The sequence below is a fragment of the Rugamonas fusca genome, assembly GCF_014042365.1.
In the GTDB taxonomy this organism is placed as follows: Bacteria; Pseudomonadota; Gammaproteobacteria; order Burkholderiales; family Burkholderiaceae_D; genus Rugamonas; species Rugamonas fusca.
Genome location: NZ_JACEZS010000012.1, coordinates 34,237 through 58,036 on the forward strand (window position 1 = coordinate 34,237; position 23,800 = coordinate 58,036).

At 66.1% G+C, this 23,800-nt stretch carries 18 protein-coding genes; 10 read left to right on the forward strand and 8 right to left on the reverse strand.

What is annotated here, in order from left to right:
• Positions 1–63: 63 nt before the first annotated feature.
• Complete coding sequence (locus H3H36_RS14840; protein WP_182218870.1) at positions 64–1,227, reverse strand: NAD(P)H-dependent flavin oxidoreductase; 1,164 nt, start codon at positions 1,225–1,227, stop codon at positions 64–66.
• A gap of 128 nt (positions 1,228–1,355) precedes the next feature.
• Between H3H36_RS14840 and H3H36_RS14845 the strand changes: the two genes are divergently transcribed.
• From H3H36_RS14845 to H3H36_RS14860, 4 genes are read left to right on the forward strand one after another with little or no spacing between them, the layout of a single operon-like run.
• Positions 1,356–1,814, forward strand: a complete 459-nt coding sequence (locus H3H36_RS14845; protein WP_182218871.1) for a hemerythrin domain-containing protein — start codon at positions 1,356–1,358, stop codon at positions 1,812–1,814.
• A gap of 2 nt (positions 1,815–1,816) precedes the next feature.
• Positions 1,817–2,068: a DUF2249 domain-containing protein gene (locus H3H36_RS14850; protein ID WP_229219924.1), complete on the forward strand. Its 252-nt coding sequence runs from the start codon at positions 1,817–1,819 to the stop codon at positions 2,066–2,068.
• 21 nt (positions 2,069–2,089) lie between these two features.
• Positions 2,090–3,397, forward strand: a complete 1,308-nt coding sequence (locus H3H36_RS14855) for a permease (RefSeq protein ID WP_182218872.1) — start codon at positions 2,090–2,092, stop codon at positions 3,395–3,397.
• A 26-nt stretch (positions 3,398–3,423) separates the two neighbouring features.
• Positions 3,424–4,332: a PaaX family transcriptional regulator gene (locus H3H36_RS14860; protein WP_182218873.1), complete on the forward strand. Its 909-nt coding sequence runs from the start codon at positions 3,424–3,426 to the stop codon at positions 4,330–4,332.
• Between the two features lie 78 nt (positions 4,333–4,410).
• On the opposite strand, the gene H3H36_RS14865 is transcribed toward H3H36_RS14860, so the two are convergent.
• On the reverse strand, positions 4,411–4,797 hold the full coding sequence (locus H3H36_RS14865) for a hypothetical protein (RefSeq protein ID WP_182218874.1): 387 nt from the start codon (positions 4,795–4,797) through the stop codon (positions 4,411–4,413).
• A 300-nt stretch (positions 4,798–5,097) separates the two neighbouring features.
• Here H3H36_RS14865 and H3H36_RS14870 point away from each other — a divergent pair, with 300 nt between their 5' ends.
• Positions 5,098–6,360, forward strand: a complete 1,263-nt coding sequence (locus H3H36_RS14870; RefSeq protein ID WP_182218875.1) for a glycerate kinase type-2 family protein — start codon at positions 5,098–5,100, stop codon at positions 6,358–6,360.
• A gap of 58 nt (positions 6,361–6,418) precedes the next feature.
• Here H3H36_RS14870 and H3H36_RS14875 read toward each other — a convergent pair whose 3' ends face one another.
• From H3H36_RS14875 to H3H36_RS14885, 3 genes are all read right to left on the reverse strand, one after another.
• Entirely contained in the window at positions 6,419–7,264 is an 846-nt protein-coding gene (locus tag H3H36_RS14875; RefSeq protein ID WP_229219925.1) for a transposase, read from the reverse strand.
• 104 nt (positions 7,265–7,368) lie between these two features.
• Positions 7,369–9,798: a heavy metal translocating P-type ATPase gene (locus H3H36_RS14880; RefSeq protein WP_182218876.1), complete on the reverse strand. Its 2,430-nt coding sequence runs from the start codon at positions 9,796–9,798 to the stop codon at positions 7,369–7,371.
• A gap of 77 nt (positions 9,799–9,875) precedes the next feature.
• Positions 9,876–10,601, reverse strand: a complete 726-nt coding sequence (locus H3H36_RS14885) for a cytochrome b/b6 domain-containing protein (RefSeq protein WP_182218877.1) — start codon at positions 10,599–10,601, stop codon at positions 9,876–9,878.
• Positions 10,602–10,757: 156 nt separating this feature from the next.
• Here H3H36_RS14885 and H3H36_RS14890 point away from each other — a divergent pair, with 156 nt between their 5' ends.
• Positions 10,758–13,364, forward strand: coding sequence for a cation-translocating P-type ATPase (locus H3H36_RS14890; protein WP_182218878.1), 2,607 nt, complete (start codon positions 10,758–10,760; stop codon positions 13,362–13,364).
• Here H3H36_RS14890 and H3H36_RS14895 read toward each other — a convergent pair.
• Positions 13,340–15,346: a bifunctional 2',3'-cyclic-nucleotide 2'-phosphodiesterase/3'-nucleotidase gene (locus H3H36_RS14895; protein ID WP_182218879.1), complete on the reverse strand. Its 2,007-nt coding sequence runs from the start codon at positions 15,344–15,346 to the stop codon at positions 13,340–13,342. The genes H3H36_RS14890 and H3H36_RS14895 overlap by 25 nt on opposite strands.
• Positions 15,347–15,496: 150 nt before the next feature.
• Here H3H36_RS14895 and prfB point away from each other — a divergent pair.
• From prfB to lysS, 3 genes are all read left to right on the forward strand, one after another.
• Positions 15,497–16,601 (forward strand): peptide chain release factor 2 gene (gene prfB / locus H3H36_RS14900; RefSeq protein ID WP_182218880.1). Its coding sequence is split into 2 segments (ribosomal slippage): positions 15,497–15,577 and positions 15,579–16,601, totalling 1,104 coding nucleotides; the frame shifts between segments, so codons are not numbered across the junction.
• 3 nt (positions 16,602–16,604) lie between these two features.
• Positions 16,605–17,291, forward strand: a complete 687-nt coding sequence (locus tag H3H36_RS14905) for an HAD family hydrolase (RefSeq protein ID WP_182218881.1) — start codon at positions 16,605–16,607, stop codon at positions 17,289–17,291.
• 23 nt (positions 17,292–17,314) lie between these two features.
• Complete coding sequence (gene lysS, locus H3H36_RS14910) at positions 17,315–18,844, forward strand: lysine--tRNA ligase (protein ID WP_182218882.1); 1,530 nt, start codon at positions 17,315–17,317, stop codon at positions 18,842–18,844.
• Positions 18,845–18,990: 146 nt separating this feature from the next.
• On the opposite strand, the gene ppnN is transcribed toward lysS, so the two are convergent.
• A complete protein-coding gene (gene ppnN, locus H3H36_RS14915) occupies positions 18,991–20,361 on the reverse strand; it encodes a nucleotide 5'-monophosphate nucleosidase PpnN (RefSeq protein ID WP_182218883.1) in 1,371 nt (456 codons plus the stop codon).
• 360 nt (positions 20,362–20,721) lie between these two features.
• On the opposite strand from ppnN, the gene H3H36_RS14920 reads away from it, so the two are divergent.
• Positions 20,722–22,170: a peptide MFS transporter gene (locus H3H36_RS14920; RefSeq protein WP_446033178.1), complete on the forward strand. Its 1,449-nt coding sequence runs from the start codon at positions 20,722–20,724 to the stop codon at positions 22,168–22,170.
• A gap of 66 nt (positions 22,171–22,236) precedes the next feature.
• On the opposite strand, the gene glpD is transcribed toward H3H36_RS14920, so the two are convergent.
• On the reverse strand, positions 22,237–23,775 hold the full coding sequence (gene glpD / locus H3H36_RS14925) for a glycerol-3-phosphate dehydrogenase (RefSeq protein ID WP_182218885.1): 1,539 nt from the start codon (positions 23,773–23,775) through the stop codon (positions 22,237–22,239).
• Positions 23,776–23,800 lie beyond the last annotated feature (25 nt).

Below are 23,800 nucleotides of genomic sequence, written 5' to 3' on the forward strand. Positions count from 1 at the left end.
AAGGCTAGGTTGAGCCGGCCGCAGCCGCGGCGGCCGGTGGAAATTGTGGTGCGTTGCGACCGCTCACGCGGCCAGTGGTGGCGGCTGCGTGCCGTTCAACATGTAGTCGATCAGCTCACGGACGGGCCGCATGGCGGCGCCGAACGGCAAGGACTCGCTGCCCCGGAAGAACAGGCCGCGCTTGCGGTCCCCTTCCAGCGCGAAGGCCAACTGGGTGTCGATGCAGAACTGGCCGGCCCTGGCATCGCCATCGCGCCAGCCGCACTGCTGCAGGCATTCGATGCCCACCGTGCAGGGCTTGGGACGGGCTTTCGATTGCAGCTTGGATTCCTTGTCCAGGTAGCGCATCAGCCAGGGCGTGCGCACGGCGCGCGCCGGCAGGCCGGCCGCGCTCATGAAGGTGACGGTATCATCCTCGCCCGCCTCCAGCAGCACGTCCTTGAACACCTGGTGGGCGTCGCCCTCGGTGCTGACGGCGAACGGCGTGCCCAGTTGCACGGCGCTGGCGCCCATGCCGATCAAGTCCTTGACCTGCTCGTGCGTATGCACGCCACCGGCCGCGATCAGGGGAATGCGCTCGCGTTCCAGGCCCAGTTCGCGCAGCAGCGCGTGCGCGCCTTCGAGCACGGTGGCGAAACCGAAGCGCGGGTCCTTGACGGCTTCCGTGTTGGGCGCGCCCAGGTGGCCGGCCGCGAAGCGGGGATTTTCGATGACGATGGCGTCCGGCAGGCGGTTACGGCGCATCCATTTCTTGATCAGCAGCGCGATGCCGCGCGCGTCCGACAGCACCGGGATCAAGGCCACGTTCGGGTGTTCGGCCGTCAGTTCCGGCAGGTCGAGCGGCAGGCCGGCGCCCACCACCAACGCGTCGGCGCCGCTGGCGCAGGACTGGCGTATCAGGTCGGCGTACTGACTCACGGCCCGCATCACGTTCACGGCAATCATGCCCTTGCCACCGGCGAGGTTGCGCGCTTTGGCGATTTCGCGATCCAGCGCCGTCAGGTTGACCGCTTCGATCAGGGCCTGGTCCTTGCTGCGGCCGGTCTGCTCCATCAGGTCGGGATGGTGGCGGCGCAGGTCCACGCTGGCGATGGTGCCCATCGCTCCCTCGCGCGCGACACTGCCGGCCAGGCGGTGCGCGGACACACCTACCCCCATGCCCCCCTGCACGATGGGGAGCAGCAGCTTGTCCCGGATCCGGAACTTGTCTAAAACAGTCAACAGCATAAAAGGCCTTCCTGATTGCAAGCCCGAACTGTAACGCTCATGCATCGTTGGAATCCTTGATGTGTATCAAAGATTTACGGCTTGCCAGAATGTGACAATGCAACTCAATACTTCGCCAAGGAACAAACATGAGCAGCATCGGCACATTTTTAGGACGCGACCACCAGCAATGCGACGACCAGTACGCGCTGGCCGAGGCACGCGTCGTGGGCAAGCAATGGGAACTGGCCAGCGGCGATTTCGCGGCCTTTCGCGGCATGCTGGAACACCATTTGGGCATGGAGGAACAGCTGATGTTCCCCGCGCTGGAACAGGCCATGGGCCACAGCGGCGGCCCCACGGCCGTCATGCGCGGCGAGCATGGCCACATGCGCGAACTGGTGCAGGGCATGGCCGACGCCATCGTGGCCCAGGATGGTGATGAATTCTTCAGCCATGCCGACACGCTGCGCATGCTGATGCGCCAGCATAATCTGAAAGAGGAAGGCATCCTCTACCCCATGGCCGACCGCTTCCTGGGCGAACAGCTGCCCCAGTTGCTGGACCAGATGCGCGCCTTCGAGGCGGCGGCCGAACAAGGAGCGTGACCATGAGCGACATCGACATGCAGTGGGAAGACCAGGACCTGGACGTGGGCGGCCTGGAACCGCCTGAACCGATGGTGTTGATCCTGGAAGCGCTGGACCGCATCCAGCCGGGCCAGCGCCTGCGCGTGCTGATCGACCGCGAACCCCATCCGCTGTACCGGGTACTGGAGCGTAACGGCTTCGCCCACAGCATCTCGGCCCGCCCCGACTACCGCTTTGAGCTGCTGATCTGGGAGCCGCAGCAGGCTGCCTGACACCCTGTTCGACCACACACCATGCAACGCGCCCTGTCGTTCGATCAAAATCCGCCTTTGGCGCTGCCCATGCGCTACTTCCTGAGCGCGCCCCTGTTCGCGGCGCTGGCCGCCGCGCTGCTGCTGTGGCAGGGCGACGCCGCGCTGGCCTCGCGCTGGACGCCGGCCACGCTGGCCATCACCCACCTGCTCACCCTCGGTTGCCTCAGCATGACGATGGTGGGCGCCCTGTTGCAAATGCTGCCCGTGGTGGCCGGCGTTGGCCTGCCGCACGCGCGTCCGGTCGCCGTCGTCGTCCACGTCGCGCTGTGCGCTGGCACGCTGCTGCTGGCCTGCGCATTCTGGCTGGAGGCGCCCGCGCTGTTCCAGCTGGCCCTGGCGGCGCTGCTGACGGCGTTGTGCCTGCTGCTGGTGGCCTGCACCATCGGGCTATGGCAGCAGCACGCCAGCGGCGCCACGGCCACCGTGGCCGCCATCCGCCTGTCGCTGGCGGCGCTCGCCATCACCATCGTGCTGGGCGGCTTGCTGGCCGGCGCGCTGGCGTTTCCCGAGCTGCTGTCGCTGCCGCTGCCCGTGCTGACCGACGTGCACGCCATGTGGGGCCTGTTCGGCTGGGTGGGATTGCTGGTGGTAGGTGTGGCGTTCCAGGTGGTGCCCATGTTCCAGGTGACGGAGCCGTATCCGCAATGGCTCACGCGCTCCTTCACCACCATCCTGTTCCTGCTGCTGCTGGCCAGCTCGATCGGCGCCAGCCTGCAACAACCGCAGGACCGCTGGTTCCATGCGGCCACCCAGTCGGCCATCGTGGCCGGCTACGGCCTGTTCGCCGCGATCACGCTGGCCCTGCTGGCGCGCCGCAAGCGGCCCAAGGCCGATCCCACCACGCTGTTCTGGCGCACCGCCATGGCCAGCCTGCTGGCCGCGCTGCTACTGTGGCTGTTGCCGGTGGCGGCCGGCGACGCCGCCCACCCGCTGGCGCTGGGCGTGCTGTTCATCGCCGGCTTCGCCCTCACCACCATCAACGGCATGCTGTACAAGATCGTGCCCTTCCTGACGTGGTATCACCTGCAGGAAGCGATCGGCCGCGGCGCGCCCAACGTCAACAAGATCATCCCCGAACGGCACGCGCGCCTGCAGTTCGCGTTGCACCTGGCGGCGCTGCTGCTGTTGCTGGCCGCCTGCTACTGGCCGCAGCAGCTGGCGCGGCCAGCCGGCGCGGCCATGTGCGCCTCCTGCCTGTTCTTATGGATTAACCTGCTGCAGGTCATGCGCATGTACCGCCGCCTGCAGCGCCAAGCACAAACCGGCAAGCAACTGGCGCCGGCCTGAAATTCCTGTCCCCGAACGAGAACACCATGACCTTAGAACACTGGATACGCGTAAGCACGCGGCAGATGGCGCCCCGCTCGACGGCGCTGCTCAAACTGATCTTCAGCGACCCTGACCTGGCTGGCGACGAGCCGGTATGGCTGCACGAACTGATACGGCTGATGGCGCCGTTCGGCCTGGATGAACGCGCCACCCGCACCAGCGTGTTCCGCCTGACGGAGCAAGGCTGCCTGCAATCGCGCCGCCATGGCCGCCGCGCCAGCTACGAAGTGGCGCCATCGGCCGCCGACGGCCTGCGCGCCGCCTGGCGCCGCCTGAACGCCGCGCCAGAGCGCCACTGGGATGGCGACTGGACCCTGCTGATCAACGCCGGCGGCCGCATCGGCGCGGCCACCTACGCCACCTTGCGCAAGGCGCTGGCCAACCACGGCTACTGCGCGCTGGCGCCCAACGTGCTGGCCCGCCCCACGGACCACGAGACGCGTGGCCAGGACGACTTGTCGGAATTGGGGGAAGACGCCCACATGGAGATTTTCAAGGTCAGTGGCCGGCAAGTGACGGGAGGCCGGCCACCGGCCGAATTCGGCCGCGAGGCGTGGGACTTGAGCGCCGCCCGCGCCGACTACGAACGCTTCATGCAGCAATGCGGACCTTTGCGCGACACCCTGCGCACCAGCCCCGCGCCAACGGCGGAACAGGCATTCGTGATCCGCGTGCTGGTAGGACTGGCCTGGCACCAGTGCCGCCACAACGACCCCATGCTGCCACTGGAATTCCTGCCGGAAGACTGGCCCGCCCGCCCCGCCTACGACCTGTACCGCGACCTGCGCCGTTACACCCAGGCAGGCGCGCAACGCCATGTGCACAGCGCCCCCGTCGTGATGCCGATCATGCTGACCAGGCCGATGCCGGAACTGTGCGCGCAAGCCGCGTGACACGCAGACTGGCAACGATCACCGCAGCGACGGGGGCGATTTCCAGAAATTGCCCCCGGACACCCGCTGGCATGCCAATTAGGGGTGGAATAATTGCCTTTGATGCACAGACCCAAGATTGGTCATGAACAAGCGGGCGAATTTCTGGCAGTTATTGTTCAGTAGATTGTATTTGCCGCCGCAGGAACTGATCGCGCTGTTGTAGGCCGCGACGATCTGCGCCTTGCTGGCGACCACCGGGTTCGCTTTATAACTGGCACTGATATGGTAGCCGTTCTGCTCAACAATTTTCCAGATCAGCGTGGCGACCCCATCCGAGTCAAACAGGCCGAAATTCATGCGTGGCCGGTCATCGTGCTCCCTCAATCGTATATGGCTGTGGTGCGGCCGTCCCTTCCAGACATGATAAATCCGGTAATTGGCCCCATCAGTCAATTGATCGAGCATCACCGCGATTTCGTCCACATTGCCACTCGAACTCGATGCTTGCGAACTCTCGCTCGGCGTCTGCGCACTTCTGCCACTCGACCCACCCGATCCACTTGAGCCCATTTCATGTTCTCCTGAGTAAAATTGAGTAACGTTCCAATTCAAGCTGGAACGACGACGGTCGCCGCTGGCCAGAAACGGCCATCGCAGTCAGAATAGCATCCTGATCAGTGGACAATGTCACGCATTTCCACGCCGGCCGGTTTCGCCCAACGCGGCGCGATCGGCCGGTTTCGCCACATCATCCGCCCACGCGCGGCCCAGCCCAGGAGCGCCATGAACCACCCTCGCCAACTTTTACGCCGCATGTTCGACGCGGCCGTCGCCGCCGCCCAGCCATCGCTTTGCCTGCCGCCGCACCTGCCGCCGGCGCCCAAGGGCCGCACGCTGGTGATCGGCGCGGGCAAGGCCTCGGCCGAAATGGCGCGCGCGCTGGAACAGCACTGGCCCGGCCCGTTGCAGGGATTGGTCGTGACGCGCTACGGCTACAGCGTGCCATGCCAGCGCATCGAGATTGTCGAAGCGGCCCATCCCGTCCCCGACGAAGCGGGGCTGCAAGCGGCGCGCCGCATCCGCGCCATGGTCGAGGGTCTGACGGCGGACGACCTGGTGATCTGCCTGATCTCCGGCGGCGGTTCGGCGCTGCTGGTGCTGCCCGACGACGCGCTCACCCTGGCCGACAAGCAAGCCATCAACACGGCGCTGCTGAAGAGCGGCGCCACCATCAGCGAGATGAACTGCGTGCGGCGCCACCTGTCGGCCATCAAGGGCGGGCGGCTGGCGGCGGCCTGCCATCCCGCGCGCGTGCTCACGCTGCTCATTTCGGACGTACCGGGCGACGATCCGGCCGATATCGCCAGCGGCCCCACCTGCGCCGACCGCAGCACCTGCGCCGACGCGCTGGCCATCCTGCGCCGCTACGGCATCGACGTGGCGCCGCATATCGTCGCGCTGCTCGAAGGCGGGGCCGCGGAAACCGTCAAGCCAGGCGATCCGCGTCTGGCCGGCAGCGCGATCCGCATGATCGCCACGCCGCAAATGGCGCTGGAAGCGGCAGCCGCCGTGGCCCGCGCCGCAGGCGTCACGCCCTACATCCTGGGTGACAGTATCGAAGGTGAAGCGCGCGACGTGGGCATCGTCATGGCCGGCATGGCGCGGCAAGTGGTGGCGCGGGGGCAGCCTTTCGCGGCGCCCTGCGTGCTGCTGTCGGGCGGCGAAACCACCGTCACCGTGCGCGGCAACGGCCGTGGCGGACGCAATGTCGAGTTCCTGCTGTCGCTGGCGATCGCCCTCAACGGCCTGAGCGCCGTGCACGCCATCGCCTGCGATACGGACGGGGTGGATGGCCAGGAGGAAATCGCCGGCGCCCTGCTCGGCCCGGACACGCTGGAACGGGCCTGGGCGCTGGGCATCAAGCCGCGCGACGCGCTGGCCAACAACGACGGCCACGGTTTCTTCCAGGCGCTGGGCGACTCGGTGATATGTGGCCCCACGCTGACCAACGTGAACGACTTCCGCGCCATCCTGATCGACGCCTGACACCGGTGTCAGGTCTGTCATTCGGACATCGGTGGAGCTTCTTTGAGCAATCTCAAGACTACGCTTCAGCTTTGAATGCCGCGACCGCGCGGCTCACCGTCTTAACCGAGACCCGGGCATGCCGGGCAATTTCTGGCATGGTAAAGTCGAGGGACAGATATGCGCGCGCCATTGCCTCCTTGGGATCGCGGTAAGTCGCAAAGTACTCTGGTAGCGAGCGTGCCACCGCCCGCCTTTGGCCGCGCTTGATTTCCTTGGGGTTGCCGGTAGGCTCGACACCTATGATACTTGCGCGGAACTGGTCGTCGCCAAGCAGCATTTCGTTGCTGACCTTTGCCAAGGGACTGATACCACCGATGCCGGCGGCAACGAACGCTTGGTACGATAGTCTGGCGTCTCGAACGTTACTACCGAATCGCCTCAGCACGGAATCGGAGCGCAGCCAGATCGGTGCATCAACCAGCCCAATTGTTGACTGATAGCTACTCCACGGCCAGTCAACAGGCAGTTCGACCATCCGGGCACGCACAGGATTGAGTTCTATGTAGCGCGACAGTTCCAGCAGGTACGTATCGCGCTGGCAAAGGATCGCTTTGTACCGCCCTTGGAACACATGTCCTACCAGGTCGTGGGCGCGGTTGAAATAACGCGAATAGTTTCCATTCAAGTGGCGCATGCCACGGGCAAGTTCGCCATGGACCGTTTCGAGCAAGAGATGATAGTGATTACTCATCTGGCAATACGCCCGCACCACGAAGTTAAAGCGCGCGCAGGTTTGGCCAAGAAGTGCGAGCCATGTCAGCCGATCGTTGTCGGAGCGAAAGATGTAGTCCTGCCGATCACCGCGCGCTGTGACGTGGTAAAGCGCATGCTCGAATTCGATTCGCAGTGGCCTGTTCATCATGGCACCGTACTCCGCCTGACAGGCAGCACAATTGCGATTGCGCATGCGAACATGTAGAAGTCGATATAGCCGACTTGCTATTGATCTGGCACAAGGACTATGCGCTAGTGTCCGAATGACAGACCTGACACCGAATGGGGGCGCCAGCGCTTGAGCCGCAAGGCATTGCTCACCACGCACACGCTGGAAAACGCCATCGCGGCGCCCGCGAGCATGGGGTTGAGCAGCCCGAAGGCGGCCAGCGGCACGCCCACCAGGTTGAAGATGAAGGCCCAGAACAGGTTCTGCCGAATATTGCTGTAGGTGCGGCGCGATATGTCGATGGCGTCCACCAGCAGCCGCGGGTCACCCCGCATCAGCGTCACGCCCGCCGTCTGCATGGCCACGTCCGTGCCGCTGCCCATGGCCACGCCCACGTCGGCCGAGGCCAGCGCGGGCGCGTCGTTGATGCCGTCGCCCACCATCGCCACCCGCTTGCCGGCCTTGCGCAATCCGGCGATCACCGCGCCTTTGGCCTGCGGCAGCACCTGCGCATGCACTTCGTCGATGCCCAGTTCGCGGCCGATGTGCTCGGCGGCGCCCTGGTTGTCGCCGGTGAGCATGACGGTGCGCACACCCAGCGCATGCAATCGTTCGACGGCCTCCCGGCTTTCCGGCTTGACGGCGTCGCCGAAGGCCAGCATGCCGATCAGGGCGGGCGACGGTCCAAGCCGCGCCAGCCACGACACGGTGGCGCCGCCCTGCTCCTGCGCGCGCGCCTGTTCGCGCAAGGGTTCGACACTCACGCCATGCTGGACCAGCATGCGCTCGTTGCCAAGGGCCAGCGACTGGCCATCCACCACGGCCGTCACGCCATATCCCGGCACGGCCTTCATGTCCTGTGCACTGAGCGGCGCAACGTTATCCGCCAGCGCCGCGTCGCGCATGGCGCGCGCCAGCGGGTGCTCGCTGCCTTGCTGCACGGCCGCCGCCAGCGCCAGCAGCCGCTGGTGGTCGCCATCGGCCGCCACGTGGGCCGCCAGGCGCGGATGCCCCACCGTGAGCGTGCCGGTCTTGTCGAAGGCCACCACCTGTACCCCGTGCAGCAGTTCCAGCGCCTCCGCGTCCTTGATCAGGATGCCGTGGCGGGCCGCCACGCCAGTGCCGGCCATGATGGCGGTCGGCGTGGCCAGTCCCAGCGCGCACGGACAGGCGATCACCAGCACCGCCACGGCGTTGATGATGGCCGTGCTCCAGCCGGCGCCGGCCAGCCACCAGCCCGCGCAAGTGACGGCCGCGATGGCGACGATGGCCGGCACGAAGACGGCGCTGACCTGGTCCACCAGGCGCTGGATCGGCGCCTTGGCGGCCTGCGCGTCCTCCACGGCGCGGATGATACGCGCCAGCGTCGACTCCGTACCGACGGCGCTGGTGCGGGCCACGAACAAGCCTTCGCCATTGACGGCGCCACCGATCACCTTCTCGCCCGGCCCTTTGCTGACGGGCAGGCTCTCGCCAGTCAGCATGGATTCATCGACATGGGTGCCGCCTTCGAGGATCACGCCATCCATCGGGATGCGCTCGCCGGGGCGCACCTGCACCTCGTCGCCCACCTTGAGCGCGGCGGCGGGTATCTCGCGCCACGCGGTCCCGCTGCGCACGCGCGCCGTTTCCGGGCGCAGCGACTGCAGTGCGCGAATGGCCTCCGTGGTCTGGCGCTTGGCGCGCGTCTCCAGCCATTTGCCCAGCCGGACCAGGGTGATGACGACGGCCGCCGCCTCGAAATACAAATTCATCATGCCGCCGGGCTGCGTCAACCACAGGTACAGGCTCAGTCCATAGGCTGACGATGTACCCAGCGCCACCAGCAGATCCATATTGCCGGTGCGCGCCAGCAGCGCCTTCCACGCAGCGCGGTAGAAGCGCGCGCCGATCCAGAACTGGACCGGCGTGGCCAGCGCCCATTGAAGCCAGGCCGGCAGCATCAGGTGGAAGCCGAACAGGCCGGCCACCATGGGCGCCAGCAATGGCAGCGTGAGGGCAGCCGAGATGGCGATCTGCGCGGGTTCCGATAGCCGGCGGGGCGCGGCGGCCGGCGTGGCCTGTGCAGCCGGCCCGGTGGGGATGTCGGCAGGGCCGGCCTCATAGCCAGCCTTGGCGACGGCCGCCGCCAGGCGCGCCATATCGGTCTCGTCGCCGGCCACCGTCACGCTGGCCCGCTCGGTGGCCAGGTTGACGCTGGCGGACAGCACGCCCGGCACGGCGGCAAGCGCCTTTTCCACCCGCCCGGCGCACGAGGCGCAGGTCATGCCACCGATGGCGAGCGTGTAGTCGTGGGTGGGCACATCGTAGCCGGCCTTGCGCACCGCGCCGGCCAGGGTGGCGGCCGACAGACCTGCGTCGCCCGTCACCCGCGCCGTTTCAGTAGCCAGGTTGACAGAGACGCTGCGCACGCCAGCGGTGGCGGCCAGCGCCTTTTCCACCCGCCCGGCACACGATGCGCACGTCATGCCCGAGATGGGCAGGTCCAATTCCTTGATGCTGACTGCAGTCATTCCTTACTCCGGTAGCGGTACACATTCCACAGTGTGTACCTTACCACCGTTGTAAGGTCAAGCGCACGCTGTCCGCATCAGTCTTCGTCGTGGTCATGGTGCCGGACCTGGCCGGCCGCATGTTCACCCTTGCCGCTCAGCGCTGCGATGCCGGCCGGCGCGTGAGACCACTGCAGCGCGCCGAAGCCCAGCACGGCCGCCAGCAACAGCACGGCCAGCGGACGCCACGCGCTGCGGATCGCCTCGGCCGCCGTGCCGCGCTTGCGGCCGGTGACCATGGCCGCCGCCAGGTTCTCGCCGTGCAGGCGGCTGCTCACCACCACCGCCGCCACGTGCAGCACCACCAGCGCCACCATCACATTGGCCAGCAGTTCGTGGGTTTCTTCCAGCGCGTCGCCGCCCAGATCCTGGAACAACGTCCAGCCGGAAGCACCGATGGCCAGGGTCAGGCCCAGCATGGCCACGATGGCCAGCGCGCCGGCCGGGTTATGGCCCACGTAATGGGCGGGCTTGCCCTGCGCGAGGCCACGCAGGTACGCGACCACCTTGCCCGGTCCGCGCACAAAATCCGTGAACCGCGCATGGCGCGTGCCGATCACGCCCCACAGCAGCCGGAACACCACCAGCCCCACCATGCTGTAGCCCAGCGTGACGTGCAGCAGCCGCAGGCCATCCTGCTCGGCCGTCAGATACGCGCCGGCGAAGCACAGCACCATCAGCCAGTGGAATACGCGCACCGGCGCATCCCACACCAGCACCTTGCCATCGGCCGGCGCCGCGGCAGTGCCATTCAATTCGCTCATCTTGCTCTCCTTGGTCAATTGAGGTCCGGCCATGCCCGACCTCTCATGGCAGCGATGATGGCGCGCACACATTAAGTAATTCTTACGTGGCAAAAATGGCTGCGCGGCGTGCTAGACTGAATGCGTCCCCACCCGGCCATGCGGCCAGCCAGGAACATGCCAGAAGACCTCATGCAGGACGATTTGAGCAGTGCCGAAGCGTTGCGGCGTCTGGAACAGGACGGCCCGAACGCCTTGCCCGTATCGCGCCCACGCAACGCGCTCAACCTGCTGCGCGGCGTGGTGTTCGAGCCCATGTTCCTGCTGTTGGTGGCCTGCGGCGCCATCTACCTGCTGCTGGGCGACCAGAACGAAGCACTCATGCTGCTGGGCTTCGTGTTCGTGGTGATGGCCATTTCCTTCGTCCAGCAGCGGCGCACGGAGCGCTCGCTGGAAGCGTTGCGTGTGCTGTCCAGCCCCGTCGCCATGGTGATGCGCGACGGACAGGTCGGCAAGGTGCCGGCCGACACCCTCGTGTGCGGCGATATTGTCCTCATCGCCGAGGGCGACCGTATTCCGGCCGACCTGTTGCTGCTGGCCGCCACCAACCTGACGGTCGACGAGTCCATGCTGACCGGAGAGTCGGTTCCCGTCACCAAATACGCCGCCGCACCCGACGCGCCATCGGAGATGGCTGCCCCCGATACGCCGCAAGCTGTCTGCCAGGCGTATTCCGGCACCCTCGTCACGCAAGGCACGGCCCGTGGCCGCGTGATCGCGACCGGGCCGCGCAGCGCCCTGGGACGCATCGGCCAGTCGCTGGCGGCCATCGGCGCGCAACCGACGCCGGTGCAGGCGGAAACGGCGCGCGTAGTCAAGCAGGTGGCCGCCGCCGGCCTGGCGCTGGCCGTGTGCCTGGCGCTGTTCTACTGGCTGCGGCTGGACGACTGGCTGCATGGTTTGCTGGCTGGCCTGACCCTGGCCATGGCCATCCTGCCGGAAGAACTGCCCGTGGTGCTGACCATCTTCCTGGGCCTGGGCGCCTGGCGGCTGGCGCGCGAAAAGGTACTGGCGCGCAGCATCCCCGCCATCGAACTGCTGGGCGCGACCACCGTGCTGTGCGTGGACAAGACGGGCACGCTGACCATGAACCGCATGCAGTTGCGCGCCCTGTGGTGCGACGACGCGCGCTACGACACGGTGGCCAACGCCGGCATGTTCCTGCAGGAGGAGCTGCACGGCGTACTCGAATACGCCGTGCTGGCCAGCCACCGGCGCGCCTTCGATCCCATGGAGACGGCCATCGCGTCGGCCGGCAAACAGCTGCTGGCCAACACCGAACACCTGCATGATGACTGGACGCTGGTGGACGACTATCCGCTCTCGCCCGAAATGCTGGCCATGTCCCGCGTGTGGCAGTCGCAGGACCACAGTGCGCTGCTGATCGCCGCCAAGGGTGCGCCCGAGGCGATCATGGATTTATGCCACCTGCCGCCCGAGCGCTGCGCCGCCATCGCGCTGCAGGTGGCAGCCATGGCCAGCGACGGCTTGCGCGTGCTGGGCGTGGCGCGCGCCGAGTTCTCCGCACCCGTTGCCCTCCCCGCCGCCGCACCCGGCCTGCCGGACAAGCAGCACGACTTCGACTTCGAGTTCCTGGGCCTGGTGGCGCTGGAAGACCCCGTGCGCACGGACGTGCCCGAAGCGATTGCCCAGTGCCGCCGCGCCGGCATGAAGGTGGTGATGATCACCGGCGACCATCCCTCCACGGCGCGCGCCATCGCCCGCCAGGCCGGGCTGACGGCCGACGCCGAACCCATCACCGGCGCCGAGCTGGAAACGATGGACGACGCGGCGCTGGCCGCCCGGCTGGCCGACACCCACATTTTCTGCCGCGTGCAGCCAGCGCAAAAGCTGCGCCTGGTGCAGGCCTTCCGCGCGCGCGGCGAGGTGGTGGCCATGACCGGCGACGGCGTGAACGACGCGCCGGCCCTGAAGGCGGCCGACATCGGCGTGGCCATGGGCGTGCGCGGCACGGACGTGGCGCGCGAGGCGGCGGCGCTGGTGCTGCTGAACGACGATTTCGCCTCGCTGGTGACAGCGGTGCGCCACGGGCGGCGCGTGTTCGCCAACCTGCGCAAGGCCATCGCCTTCATCGTGGCCGTGCACGTGCCCATTGTCGGCCTGTCGTTCTTCCCCGTGCTGTTTGGCTGGCCGGCGCTGCTGATGCCGGTCCATATCCTGTTCCTGCAGCTGATCATCGACCCGGCCTGCTCGGTCGTGTTCGAGGCCGAGGCGATCGAGCCACACGCCATGACAGCGCCGCCGCGCGCGGCCGATGCGCGACTGTTCGAGCGCGAAGTATTGGTCCGGGGACTGGTCCAGGGCAGCGGCCTGCTGGCCATCCTGCTGGCATTGTCGCTGGCGCTGCGCGCGGCCGGCACGGACGGGGCCCAGGAACGGGCGCTCACCTTTATTGCCCTGGTCTGCTCCAATCTGGGGCTGATCTTCGCCAACCGCACCTGGACCGGCATGAGCTGGACCCGCGCCGGCGCCGTCAACCACGCCTACCGCTGGAGCAGCGCCGCCACGCTGGCGCTGCTGGCACTGGTGCTGGGCATACCAAGCGTGCGCGCCCTGTTCGGATTCGCCTTGCCTCCGGCGCCGCTGGTGGCGGTGGCGATGGCCACGGCCTTGGTCAGCACACTGTGGTTCGAGGTATGCAAGAAGATACTGAACCGGCGGCCAGTGGCCGCCAACTGTCAGCGGGACAAGTCAATGCCGTAGAGGGCGAAGCCCTTGCCGCCGCCATCGTCGGCCTGCAACTGACGCACGCCGGTCAAGCCCGCGTCGTGCGCCAGTGGTTCCAGGCCGGGCGGCGCATGGAACACCACGGGGCCGGCCAGCACCACCGGCGCGAACCGCCAGCTGCGGGCGGCGCCATGCGCGCTACGGGTCAGGTGCTGCGTGGCGCGGATGTAGGCGATCAGCACGTCGCGGCTGGCATCCGGCGCGGCCAGCACGGTCCTGCTGCCGTCCAGGCCGGGGAAAGCGCCGCCCCCGTTGGCGCGGAAACTGTTGGTGGCGACGATGAACGCCTGTTCGGCCGCCACCGGCGCGCCACGATAACGCAAGTCCAAAATGCGCTGGCCCACGGGACGCGTGACGTCGATCGCATAGCGCACATCGGGATCGGTGAGCATGTCGAAATTGAAGCCGGCAAACGCCGTATCGACCAGTTCCTGCGGCGCGCTCGCGGACGGGTCGATGCGATGGAAGCGGCCCGCCGCCTTTTCCAGCCACGCCCGCAGCTCCGCTCCCGTCACCTTGACCGCATACAAGGCGTTCGGGTACAGGTACAGGTCGGCCGCGTTATTGAGCGCGACCGGACCGGCCTTGACGTCCGTGTAATCGCCCGGCCCCGCCGCGCCAGTCTTGAACGGCGATGCCATGGACAGCACGGGCAGCGCCGCGTACTGCGGCAGGTTGGTTTGCACGTAACGGCGCACATAATCGGTCTGCGCCAGGTTCACCGGTTCGATCGCGCCGGGATCGCCCACATCGGCAAAATAGCTGGCCATGCGGAAGTCGCTGTGGCCCAGCGGCGCCTGCACGTAGGCGATGGTGGCCGCGTGTTCGTCCGCCACCAGCGCCGCGATGGACGGATCGGGTGCGACAAAGCTGCGGTCAGCATGCTGGATGGCGCGCGCTTCCACCGTGGTGCGCTCCTTGTCCACCAGCCAGCGCTGGCCGTCGTAGCGCAGCCGCAGACCGATCACGCCCAGGTACTTGCCCCACAGGCTGGCCATCACGGTCGGCACGCCGAACACCGTGCCGCGCACCTTGTCCACGCCCGGCAAGTTGAAGGCCGGGACGGTGCTGGCCGCGTCGGGGAAGGTCTGGTGCGCGTGGCCGATCAGCATGGCGTCCACGCCGGGCACCTGGGCCAGGTACAGGCCGGCGTTCTCCATGGCCGGGGTGTAGGGCGCGCCGTCGATGCCGCCGTGGGCGATGGCCACCACCAGGTCGGCCCCTTCGGCCCGCATCCTGGGGATGAACTTTTGCGCCGTCTCGCGCACGCCTTCCGTGTAGACCTTGCCCTCGAGCGCGCGCTTGTCCCAGTCCAGGATGGCCGGCGGGGTGAAACCGATGATGCCGATGCGGATCGTGGTACGCAGCGGCTGGCCGTCCGGTCCCGTGGCGCTGACCTCCTTGTCGAGGATGCGGTACGGGGTGAACAGCGGCTGGTGCGTGCGGCTGCTGTACACGTTGGCCAGCACCAGCGGGAAATGGGGCCCGGCGCAGCGGGGCGCGGCCGGGTCCACGCCGTCCACCTGGAACGCGCTGCCCGTGACACGGCTCAGGTAGGCCAGGCCGTAATTGAACTCGTGGTTGCCGATCCCGCCGCCTTCCACGCCCAGCGCGTCGAGCGCGCGGTAGATGGCCAGCGCCCGGTCGCACGGCGGCGGCGCCACCAGCGCCTGGTAGTCGGCCAGCGCCGTGCCCTGGATCGCGTCGCCATTATCGAGCAAGAGCGTATTCGGGAATTCCGCGCGGGCCTGGCGGATCAGCGTGGCCGTGCGTTCCAGGCCGATGGCCGGTTCCGGCTTGAGCTTGTAGTAATCATAACTGAGCACGGTCGCGTGCAGGTCCGTCGTCTCCAGCACGGCCAGGGTGGCGGCACTGCCGGCCGGTGGCGCAGCCTGCGCGACGGGCGCGGAAAACAGCAGCGGCAAGGCCAGGGCGGACAGGGGTAAAACAGCATGCATGGGCGGCTCGGTCGTATGATTTTCGCAATATCGGCCGCATGATACGCTCGCCCGGGGCGCCGGTCCAGCGGCCGTGCCACGTGAATGGCCCGGAATACCCCTGCGTCGGGTATAATCCAAGGTTTGATTTCAGCCTAGAGAAGATCCAATATGGAAGCCGAACGCATCAACGCCCTCTCCGCCCTGCTCGCCGATCTCACGACGCGCGAAGCCGAACTTCGGAGGTATCTTTGACTTCGATAAGAAGTCGGAGAAACTAGAGCAAGTCAACGAGGAACTGGAAGACCCCACCGTCTGGAACGACCCCAAGAAAGCCCAGGACCTCGGTAAAGAGAAAAAATCGCTGGAAGCCGTGGTGTTCGCCCTCACCAAGGCCCACGCCGACCTGGCCGACATGAACGACCTGTTCGCCATGGCCAAGGAAGAAAACGACGACGACACACTGGAAGCGGTGATCGGCGACACGGAGGAAATCCGCAAGGTCATCGAAGGCATGGAATTCCGCCGGATGTTCAACAATCCGATGGACCCCAACAACTGCTTCATCGACATCCAGGCCGGCGCCGGCGGCACGGAAGCCCAGGACTGGGCCTCGATGCTGCTGCGCCAGTACCTGCGCTATTGCGAGCGCAAGGGCTTCAAGGTCGAGATCATGGAACAATCGGACGGCGAGGTGGCCGGCATCAAGACCGCCACGCTGAAGGTGGAAGGCGAATACGCCTACGGCCACCTGCGCACGGAAACGGGCGTGCACCGCCTGGTGCGCAAGTCGCCGTTCGACTCGGCCAACGGCCGCCACACCTCGTTCACGTCGCTGTTCGTGTACCCGGAAGTGGATGATTCGATCGACATCGAAGTAAACCCGGCCGACCTGCGCGTCGATACCTATCGCGCGTCCGGCGCCGGTGGTCAGCACATCAACAAGACCGACTCCGCCGTCCGTCTGACCCACATGCCGACCGGGATCGTGGTGCAGTGCCAGAACGACCGCTCGCAGCACCGCAACCGCGCCGAAGCGATGGAAATGCTTAAGGCAAAACTGTACGAACAGGAGCTGCGCAAGCGCATGAGCGAGCAGCAGAAGCTGGAAGACTCCAAGACCGACGTGGGCTGGGGCCACCAGATCCGCTCCTACGTGCTGGACCAGTCCCGCATCAAGGACTTGCGCACCAACTTCGAGACCGGCAATACCAAGGGTGTGCTGGACGGCGACCTGGACGAGTTCATCTCGGCCTCCCTCAAGCAAGGCGTCTAAGGCATGAGCATTCCGCAGCGCGCATTCATCTTCGACATGGATGGCACGATCGTCGACAACATGGCCTTCCACACCAAGTCGTGGGTGGCCTTCTTCGAGCGCCGTGGCCACCGGATCGACCCCGACGCATTCTTCCGCGCCACGGCCGGCCGCCAGGGCCACGAGATCATGCGCCACTACCTGGGCGAGCACCTGACCAAGGAAGAAAGCGCGCTGCTGGATCTTGAAAAAGAATCGCTGTACCGCGAGCTGTACGCGCCGCACCTGGCCACCGTGCGCGGTTTCGACCAGTTCGTCGCCAACGCCCAAAGCGGCGGCGTGGCGCTGGCCGTGGCCACGGCCGCGCCCAACGACAACATCGCCTTCACGCTCGACGGGCTGGACCTGCGCGGCCATTTCCGCGCCGTCGTGGGCGCGGCCGACGTGGCGCGCGGCAAGCCGAATCCGGACGTGTTCCTGCTGGCGGCCGAGCGCAGCGGCGCCCTGCCCGCCAACAGCATCGTGTTCGAGGACGCGCCGCTGGGCGTGGAAGCGGCGCGCCGCGCCGGCATGCGCGCCGTGGCGCTGACCACCACGCTGCCCGCCGATGCCTTCGCCGAATTCGACAACGTGATCTGCATCGCGCGCGACTTCAGCGAGCTCGATATCGAACAACTGTTCGCCGCCACGCCGGCGGCCACCGCAATCTAAAAACATTCATCAACGAGAACAATATGACCACCGATCTTCAAGAACAAGCAGCCGCCCCGGACGACAACAAGATCATCGCCGAACGCCGCGCCAAGCTGGCCGCGCTGCGCGAACAGGGCGTCGCCTTCCCCAACGACTTCAAGCCGCAGCACAAGGCGGCCGACCTGCACGAGCAGTATGGCCAGAAGTCGCGCGAGGAACTGGAAGAAAACCCCGTCACCGTGGTGCTGGCCGGCCGCATGATGCTCAAGCGCGAGGCGGGCAAGAAGGCCGCCTTCGCCACGCTGCAGGACGCGTCGGGCCCGCGCGCCGACGGCCGCATCCAGATCTACGCCACGCTGGACCTGACGGGCGAAGCGGCCATGGCCGCCCTGCACCACTACGACCTGGGCGACATCCTGGGCGTGACCGGTACCCTGTTCAAGACCAAGACCGATGAACTGACCATCAAGGTCTCCGAGCTGCGCCTGATCACCAAGTCGCTGCGTCCGCTGCCCGACAAGTTCCACGGCCTGGCCGACCAGGAAACCAAGTACCGCCAGCGCTACGTGGACCTGATCATGAACGAGGAAACGCGCCGCACCTTCAAGGCCCGCACGGCAGCCATCTCGTCGATCCGCCGCTTCATGGACAAGAACGGCTTCATGGAAGTGGAAACGCCGATGCTGCACACCATTCCCGGCGGCGCGGCGGCCAAGCCTTTCGTCACCCACCACAACGCGCTGGACATGGAGATGTACCTGCGTATCGCGCCCGAGCTGTACCTCAAGCGCCTGGTGGTGGGCGGTTTCGACCGTGTGTTCGAGATCAACCGCAACTTCCGCAACGAAGGCGTGTCGATCCGTCACAACCCTGAATTCACGATGATGGAGTTCTACGCGGCCTACACCGACTACAAGTGGCTGATGGACTTCACGGAAGCCGTGATCCGCCAGGCCGCCATCGACGCCCACGGCACTGCCACCCTGACCTACGGCGGCCGCGAGCTGGACCTGGCCAAGCCGTTCCACCGCCTGACCATCGTGGGCGCCATCAACAAGTACGCGCCGCACTACACCAACGAGCAACTGCACGACGCCGAATTCATCACGGCCGAACTGGCCAAGTTCGGCGTCAAGCCGCACGCCCACTCGGGCCTGGGCGCGCTGCAACTGGCGCTGTTCGAGGAAACGGCGGAAGCGCAGCTGTGGGAGCCGACCTACATCATCGACTACCCGGTCGAAGTGTCGCCGCTGGCGCGCGCCTCGGACACGGTGCCCGGCATCACCGAGCGCTTCGAGCTGTTCATGGTGGGCCGCGAGATCGCCAACGGCTTCTCGGAACTGAACGACGCGGAAGACCAGTCGGCCCGCTTCCTGGCCCAGGTGGCGGCCAAGGACGCCGGCGACGAGGAAGCCATGTTCTACGACGCCGACTACATCCGCGCGCTGGAATACGGCATGCCGCCGGCCGGCGGTTGCGGCATCGGCATCGACCGCCTGATGATGATCATCACCGACTCGCCCAACATCCGCGACGTGCTGCTGTTCCCGCACCTGCGCCGCGAAGAATAAGCGCAGCGTAGCGCCATATAAAAAGCCGCCCGGTTGCAAAACCGCGCGGCTTTTTCTTTGCTCCAGCCCCTCTGGAAACTGGGGACGCAGCAAAAATTGGAATCGGGCAATAACACCATTACAATTTTGCCACGTCCCCGATTGTCTTACTGGATGACGCGGTAGCAGGGGGTGTAGTGCTTGCCGGCCAGCTTCATGCGGTGCTGGGCCACGAACGAGGCCAAGAGCGCGTCCATCGGCCCCATGATGGAGGCGTCGCCGTGGATTTCGAAGTGGCCGTATTTTTCGATCGCACGGATGCCCTCGTCCTTCACGTTACCGGCCACCACGCCGGAGAAGGCGCGCCGCAGGTTGGCCGCCAGCAGGTGCACTTCCTGGTTCTTGTGCAGGCTCAGGTTGCGCATGTTCTCGTGGGTGGGCGCGAACGGCTTCTGGAACTCGTGGTCGATCTTCAGCAGCCAGTTGTAATAGTAGGCGTCGCTGCGCGACTTGCGGAATTCACGCACCTGCTTGATCCCGGCCTGCATCTCGCGCGCCACCAGTTCGGGATCGTCGATGATGATCTTGTAGCGCTGCTGCGCCTCCGGACCCAGCGTATCGTGGATGAACTGGTTGATCTGCACGAAGTATTCGCGCGACGTTTCCGGCCCCGTGAACACGAGCGGGAACGGGATGTCCGCGTTATCCGGGTGCAGCAGGATGCCCAGGATGTACAGGATTTCCTCGGCCGTGCCGGCGCCGCCGGGGAACACGACGATGCCGTGGCCCGCGCGCACGAAAGCTTCCAGGCGCTTCTCGATGTCCGGCATGATCACCAGCGCGTTGACGATGGGGTTGGGCGATTCGGCGGCGATGATGCCCGGCTCGGAGATGCCGAGGTAGCGCCCCGTATCCAAACGCTGCTTGGCGTGGCCGATGGTGGCGCCCTTCATCGGGCCTTTCATGGCGCCCGGCCCGCAGCCGGTGCAGATATCGAGCCCGCGCAGACCCATCTGATAACCCACCTCTTTCGAGTAGTTGTACTCGGCGCGGTTGATCGAGTGCCCGCCCCAGCACACCACCAGGTTGGGATTGATCTGCGGCTTGAGGATGCCGGCGTTGCGCAGGATGTGGAACACGGCGTCCGTGATGCCTTCCGTGCTCCCCAGGTCGAATTCAGGGTTATCCGTCACCTCGTTGCTGACGAAGATAATATCGCGCAGCACCGCGAACAGGTGTTCGTGGATGCCCTTGACCATTTTGCCGTCAACGAAGGCGATGGCCGGCGCGCCCTTGATTTCGAGCTTGATGCCGCGCTCGCGCTGAATGATGCTGATGTCGAACGACTTGTAGCGTTCCAGCAGTTCCTTTCCATCGTCGATCGTGCTGCCGCAATTGAGCACGGCCAGCGCGCAATTGCGGAAGACTTTATAGAGGCCGCCCTGGCTGGTGTCGAGCAGCTTGTTCACTTCGGCCTTCGACAAGACTTCCAGCTGTCCTTCGGGCGCGATCAGGGTATCGACAACGTCATGTTCCATGATACAAAAATCCTTATTCAGATTCGCTGCAACGTGATGGCTTGCAGTGCCAATATACGACAACTGAGCCCGTTTGGGGCCGGAGATTGCATTACCCGCCCTATGCAAACGCGCGTGGCCATTATTAGCACAAGCGCTAAAAATTTGCAGGCGGAGAGTCAAAATATGCCCCAGGACTGATTTGTAGATTAAAATGCCGCACCCGGAAGACCGGCGTGGATTGTTGCGCCCCCAAGCTTATCCAGCCAGGGCGCGGCTTCCCACCCATTTTTATCGACCATAATAAACTTTAGGAGAAACCGCATGAGCGGTGCTACCCAAGCTAACCAGGAAGTCGCTGTCCCCGAGTTCAAACAGATCATGGGACACCCAGCTCCGCTTTGGATGTTGTTCATGACCGAGTTCTGGGAGCGTTTCGCCTTCTACGGCATCCGCTGGGCCCTGGTACTCTACATCGTCGCCCAGTTCTACCACGGCGACGCGGCCGGCGAGCAGTTCGCCAACCTGACCTACGGTTCCTACCTCGCCCTCGTGTATGCGGGCGCCCTGTTTGGCGGCTACGTGGCCGACCGCGTGCTGGGATACCAGCGCTCCATCATCGTCGGCGCCATCTTCATGGCCGCCGGCCTGTTCATGATCGCGCTGCCTGATCCGAACATCTTCAAACTGGGCCTGGCCACCATCATCGTTGGCAATGGCATGTTCAAGCCGAACATCTCGACCATGGTAGGCAAGCTGTATGCGCTGGCCGACACGCGCCGCGATTCGGGCTTCACCATTTTCTACATGGGCATCAACTCGGGCGCCCTGATCGCGCCCGTGCTGACTGAATTCCTGGCCACCAAGATCTTCGGCACCGGCGGCATGCCTGCCTACAAGGTGGTGTTCATCTCCGCCGGCGTGGGCATGCTCATCAGCCTGTTCTGGTTCAGCATCGGCCGCCGCGGCCTGAAAGGCATCGGTGCGCCCGAAGCGCAGATGCAGGACCCCAAGCGCATGCTGTGGGTGGCGCTGGGCGCGCTGTGCGTGATCCCCATCGTCTACATGCTGCTGGCCGTGGGCGCCAACAACCTGCAAGGCGTGCTGTCGGTGCTGTTCATCCTGCTGTCGGTGATGCTGATGATCGAAGGCATCCGTAACGGCAAGGTGGCGCGCGACAAGGTGATCGCCATGCTGGTGATCTTCTTCTTCAACATCATGTTCTGGATGTTCTTCGAACAGGCGGGCAGCTCGTTCACCTTCCTGGCCGATAAGATCGTCGACCGCATCATGTTCGGCTGGGAGTTCCCGAACGCTTACTTCCAGACCGTGAATTCGATCGCCATCATCACGCTGGCGCCGGTGATCGCCTTCATCTGGGTGGCCATGGGCCGCAAGAACGTCAACCCGTCCATCGCGCGCAAGTTCGGCCTGGGCCTGATCTTCAACGGCCTGGCCTTCGGCCTGCTGATGTTCGCCCTGTCGTCGCTGGTCGACGTCCACAACAAGATCCCGTTCTGGACCCTGTTCATGGTGTACGTGATCCAGTCCGTCGGTGAACTGTGCCTGTCGCCGATCGGCCTGTCGATGGTGACCAAGCTGGCCCCCACCCGCCTGGTGGGCCTGGGCATGGGCGGCTGGTTCCTCTCCACCGGCATCGGCAACAACCTGTCGGGCATCTTCGCCAGCTTCGTGAGCGGCGAAAAGGGCATGTCGGTGACATCGGCGCTGCAAGGCTACACGATGGGCTTCTACTCGCTGATGGCCGGCGGTATCCTGCTGTTCCTGGTCGCACCGCTGATCAGCAAATTGATGCACGGCGTGAAATAAGCCTGTCCCTGGCTTGTGTGACAACGGCGGCCCGCGGGCCGCCGTTGTCGTTTGGGCGATGCCGGCTCAGGGCTTGTGCAGCGGATGCGCATCCAGCCAGTCCCGCAGTCTGCCCGTCGCCCCCGGCAGCAGGTGCAGGCCCAGCTTGGTGCGCCGCCACAGGATGTCCTGCGCGCTGCGCGCCCACTCGTAGCGGCGCAGGTAATCCACTTCGGCCTCGTACAAGCCGGCGGCGATTTCCTCGCCCATGGCGCCCGGCGCTTCGCGCCCCGCCAGCAGCGTGTGCATGCGGGTGCCGTAGGCGCGCGCGTAGCGTGCCACCAGCGCCGTCGGCAGCCAGCCGTAGCGCAGCTGCTGCTCCCGCAGCCAGCCGCCAAATTCGAGCACGGCGCGATTCTGGGGCGCGGCCCCGAACAAGTCCCCGCCGGGCAGGCAGGCGTCCGCCGTCCAGGAACCGTGCCGGTTCTCCAGCGCGCGCGCCACCAGGTCCACCGCTTCCTCGGACAGCTTGCGAAAGGTGGTGATCTTGCCGCCAAAAACACTGAGCAGCGGCGCGCCATCGCTGTCCACCTCCAGCCGGTAGTCACGCGTGACGGCCTTGGCGTCGGCCGCCTCGTCCTCCACCAGCGGGCGCACGCCTGCATAGCTCCACACCACGTCGGCCGGCATCACGGGCGCGGCGAAGTAGTAGCTGGCCAGTTCGCACAGGTAGCTGGTTTCGTCGGGCGTGATGGCGACCTGGCCGGGGTCGCCCTGGTAATCAAGGTCCGTGGTGCCGATCAGCGTGTAGTCCTGTTCGTAGGGGATGGCGAACACGATGCGCCCGTCCGGGTGCTGGAAGATGTAGGCGTAATCGTGCGCGAACAGGCGCGGCACGACGATGTGGCTGCCCTTGATCAGCCGCAGCGGGCGCGGGCGCGCCTGCGGCACGGCCGATTGCAGGAATGCCGCCGTCCATGGCCCGGCCGCGTTAACCAGGTAGCGGGCGTTGACCTGGATGCGGCCACAGTCTGGCTTATCCAGCAACGCCTGCCAGCGCTCGCCCTCACGCCGGGCGGACAGGCAGGTGGTGCGGGTAAGGATGGTGGCGCCCCGCTCGGCCGCGTCGATCGCGTTCAGCACCACCAGCCGGGCATCATCCACCCAGCCGTCGGAATAGACGAAGCCGCGCGTGAATTCCGGCTTGAGCGGCTGGCCGGCCGAGTGGCGACGCAGCGCGATGCCGGACGACGCGGGCAGCAGTTCGCGCCGCGCCAGGCTGTCGTACAGCAGCAGGCCGGCCCGTATCATCCACGCCGGCCGCTGGCCCCGCGCGTGCGGCATCACGAAACGCAAGGGCCGCATGATGTGGGGCGCGCTGCGCAACAGCACCTCGCGCTCCAGCAGCGCCTTGCGCACCAGGCCAAATTCATAATATTCGAGGTAGCGCAGGCCGCCGTGGATCAACTTGGTGGAAGCCGATGAGGTGTGCGCGGCCAGGTCGTCCCGCTCGCACAGCACGACGGACAGTCCGCGCCCGGCCGCGTCACGCGCGATGCCGGCGCCGTTGATGCCCCCACCCACCACGAGGACATCGCAATCTATCGTGTGCCGCGGTTCTGTCATAAGGTTCCCGCCTGGTCGATCGCCG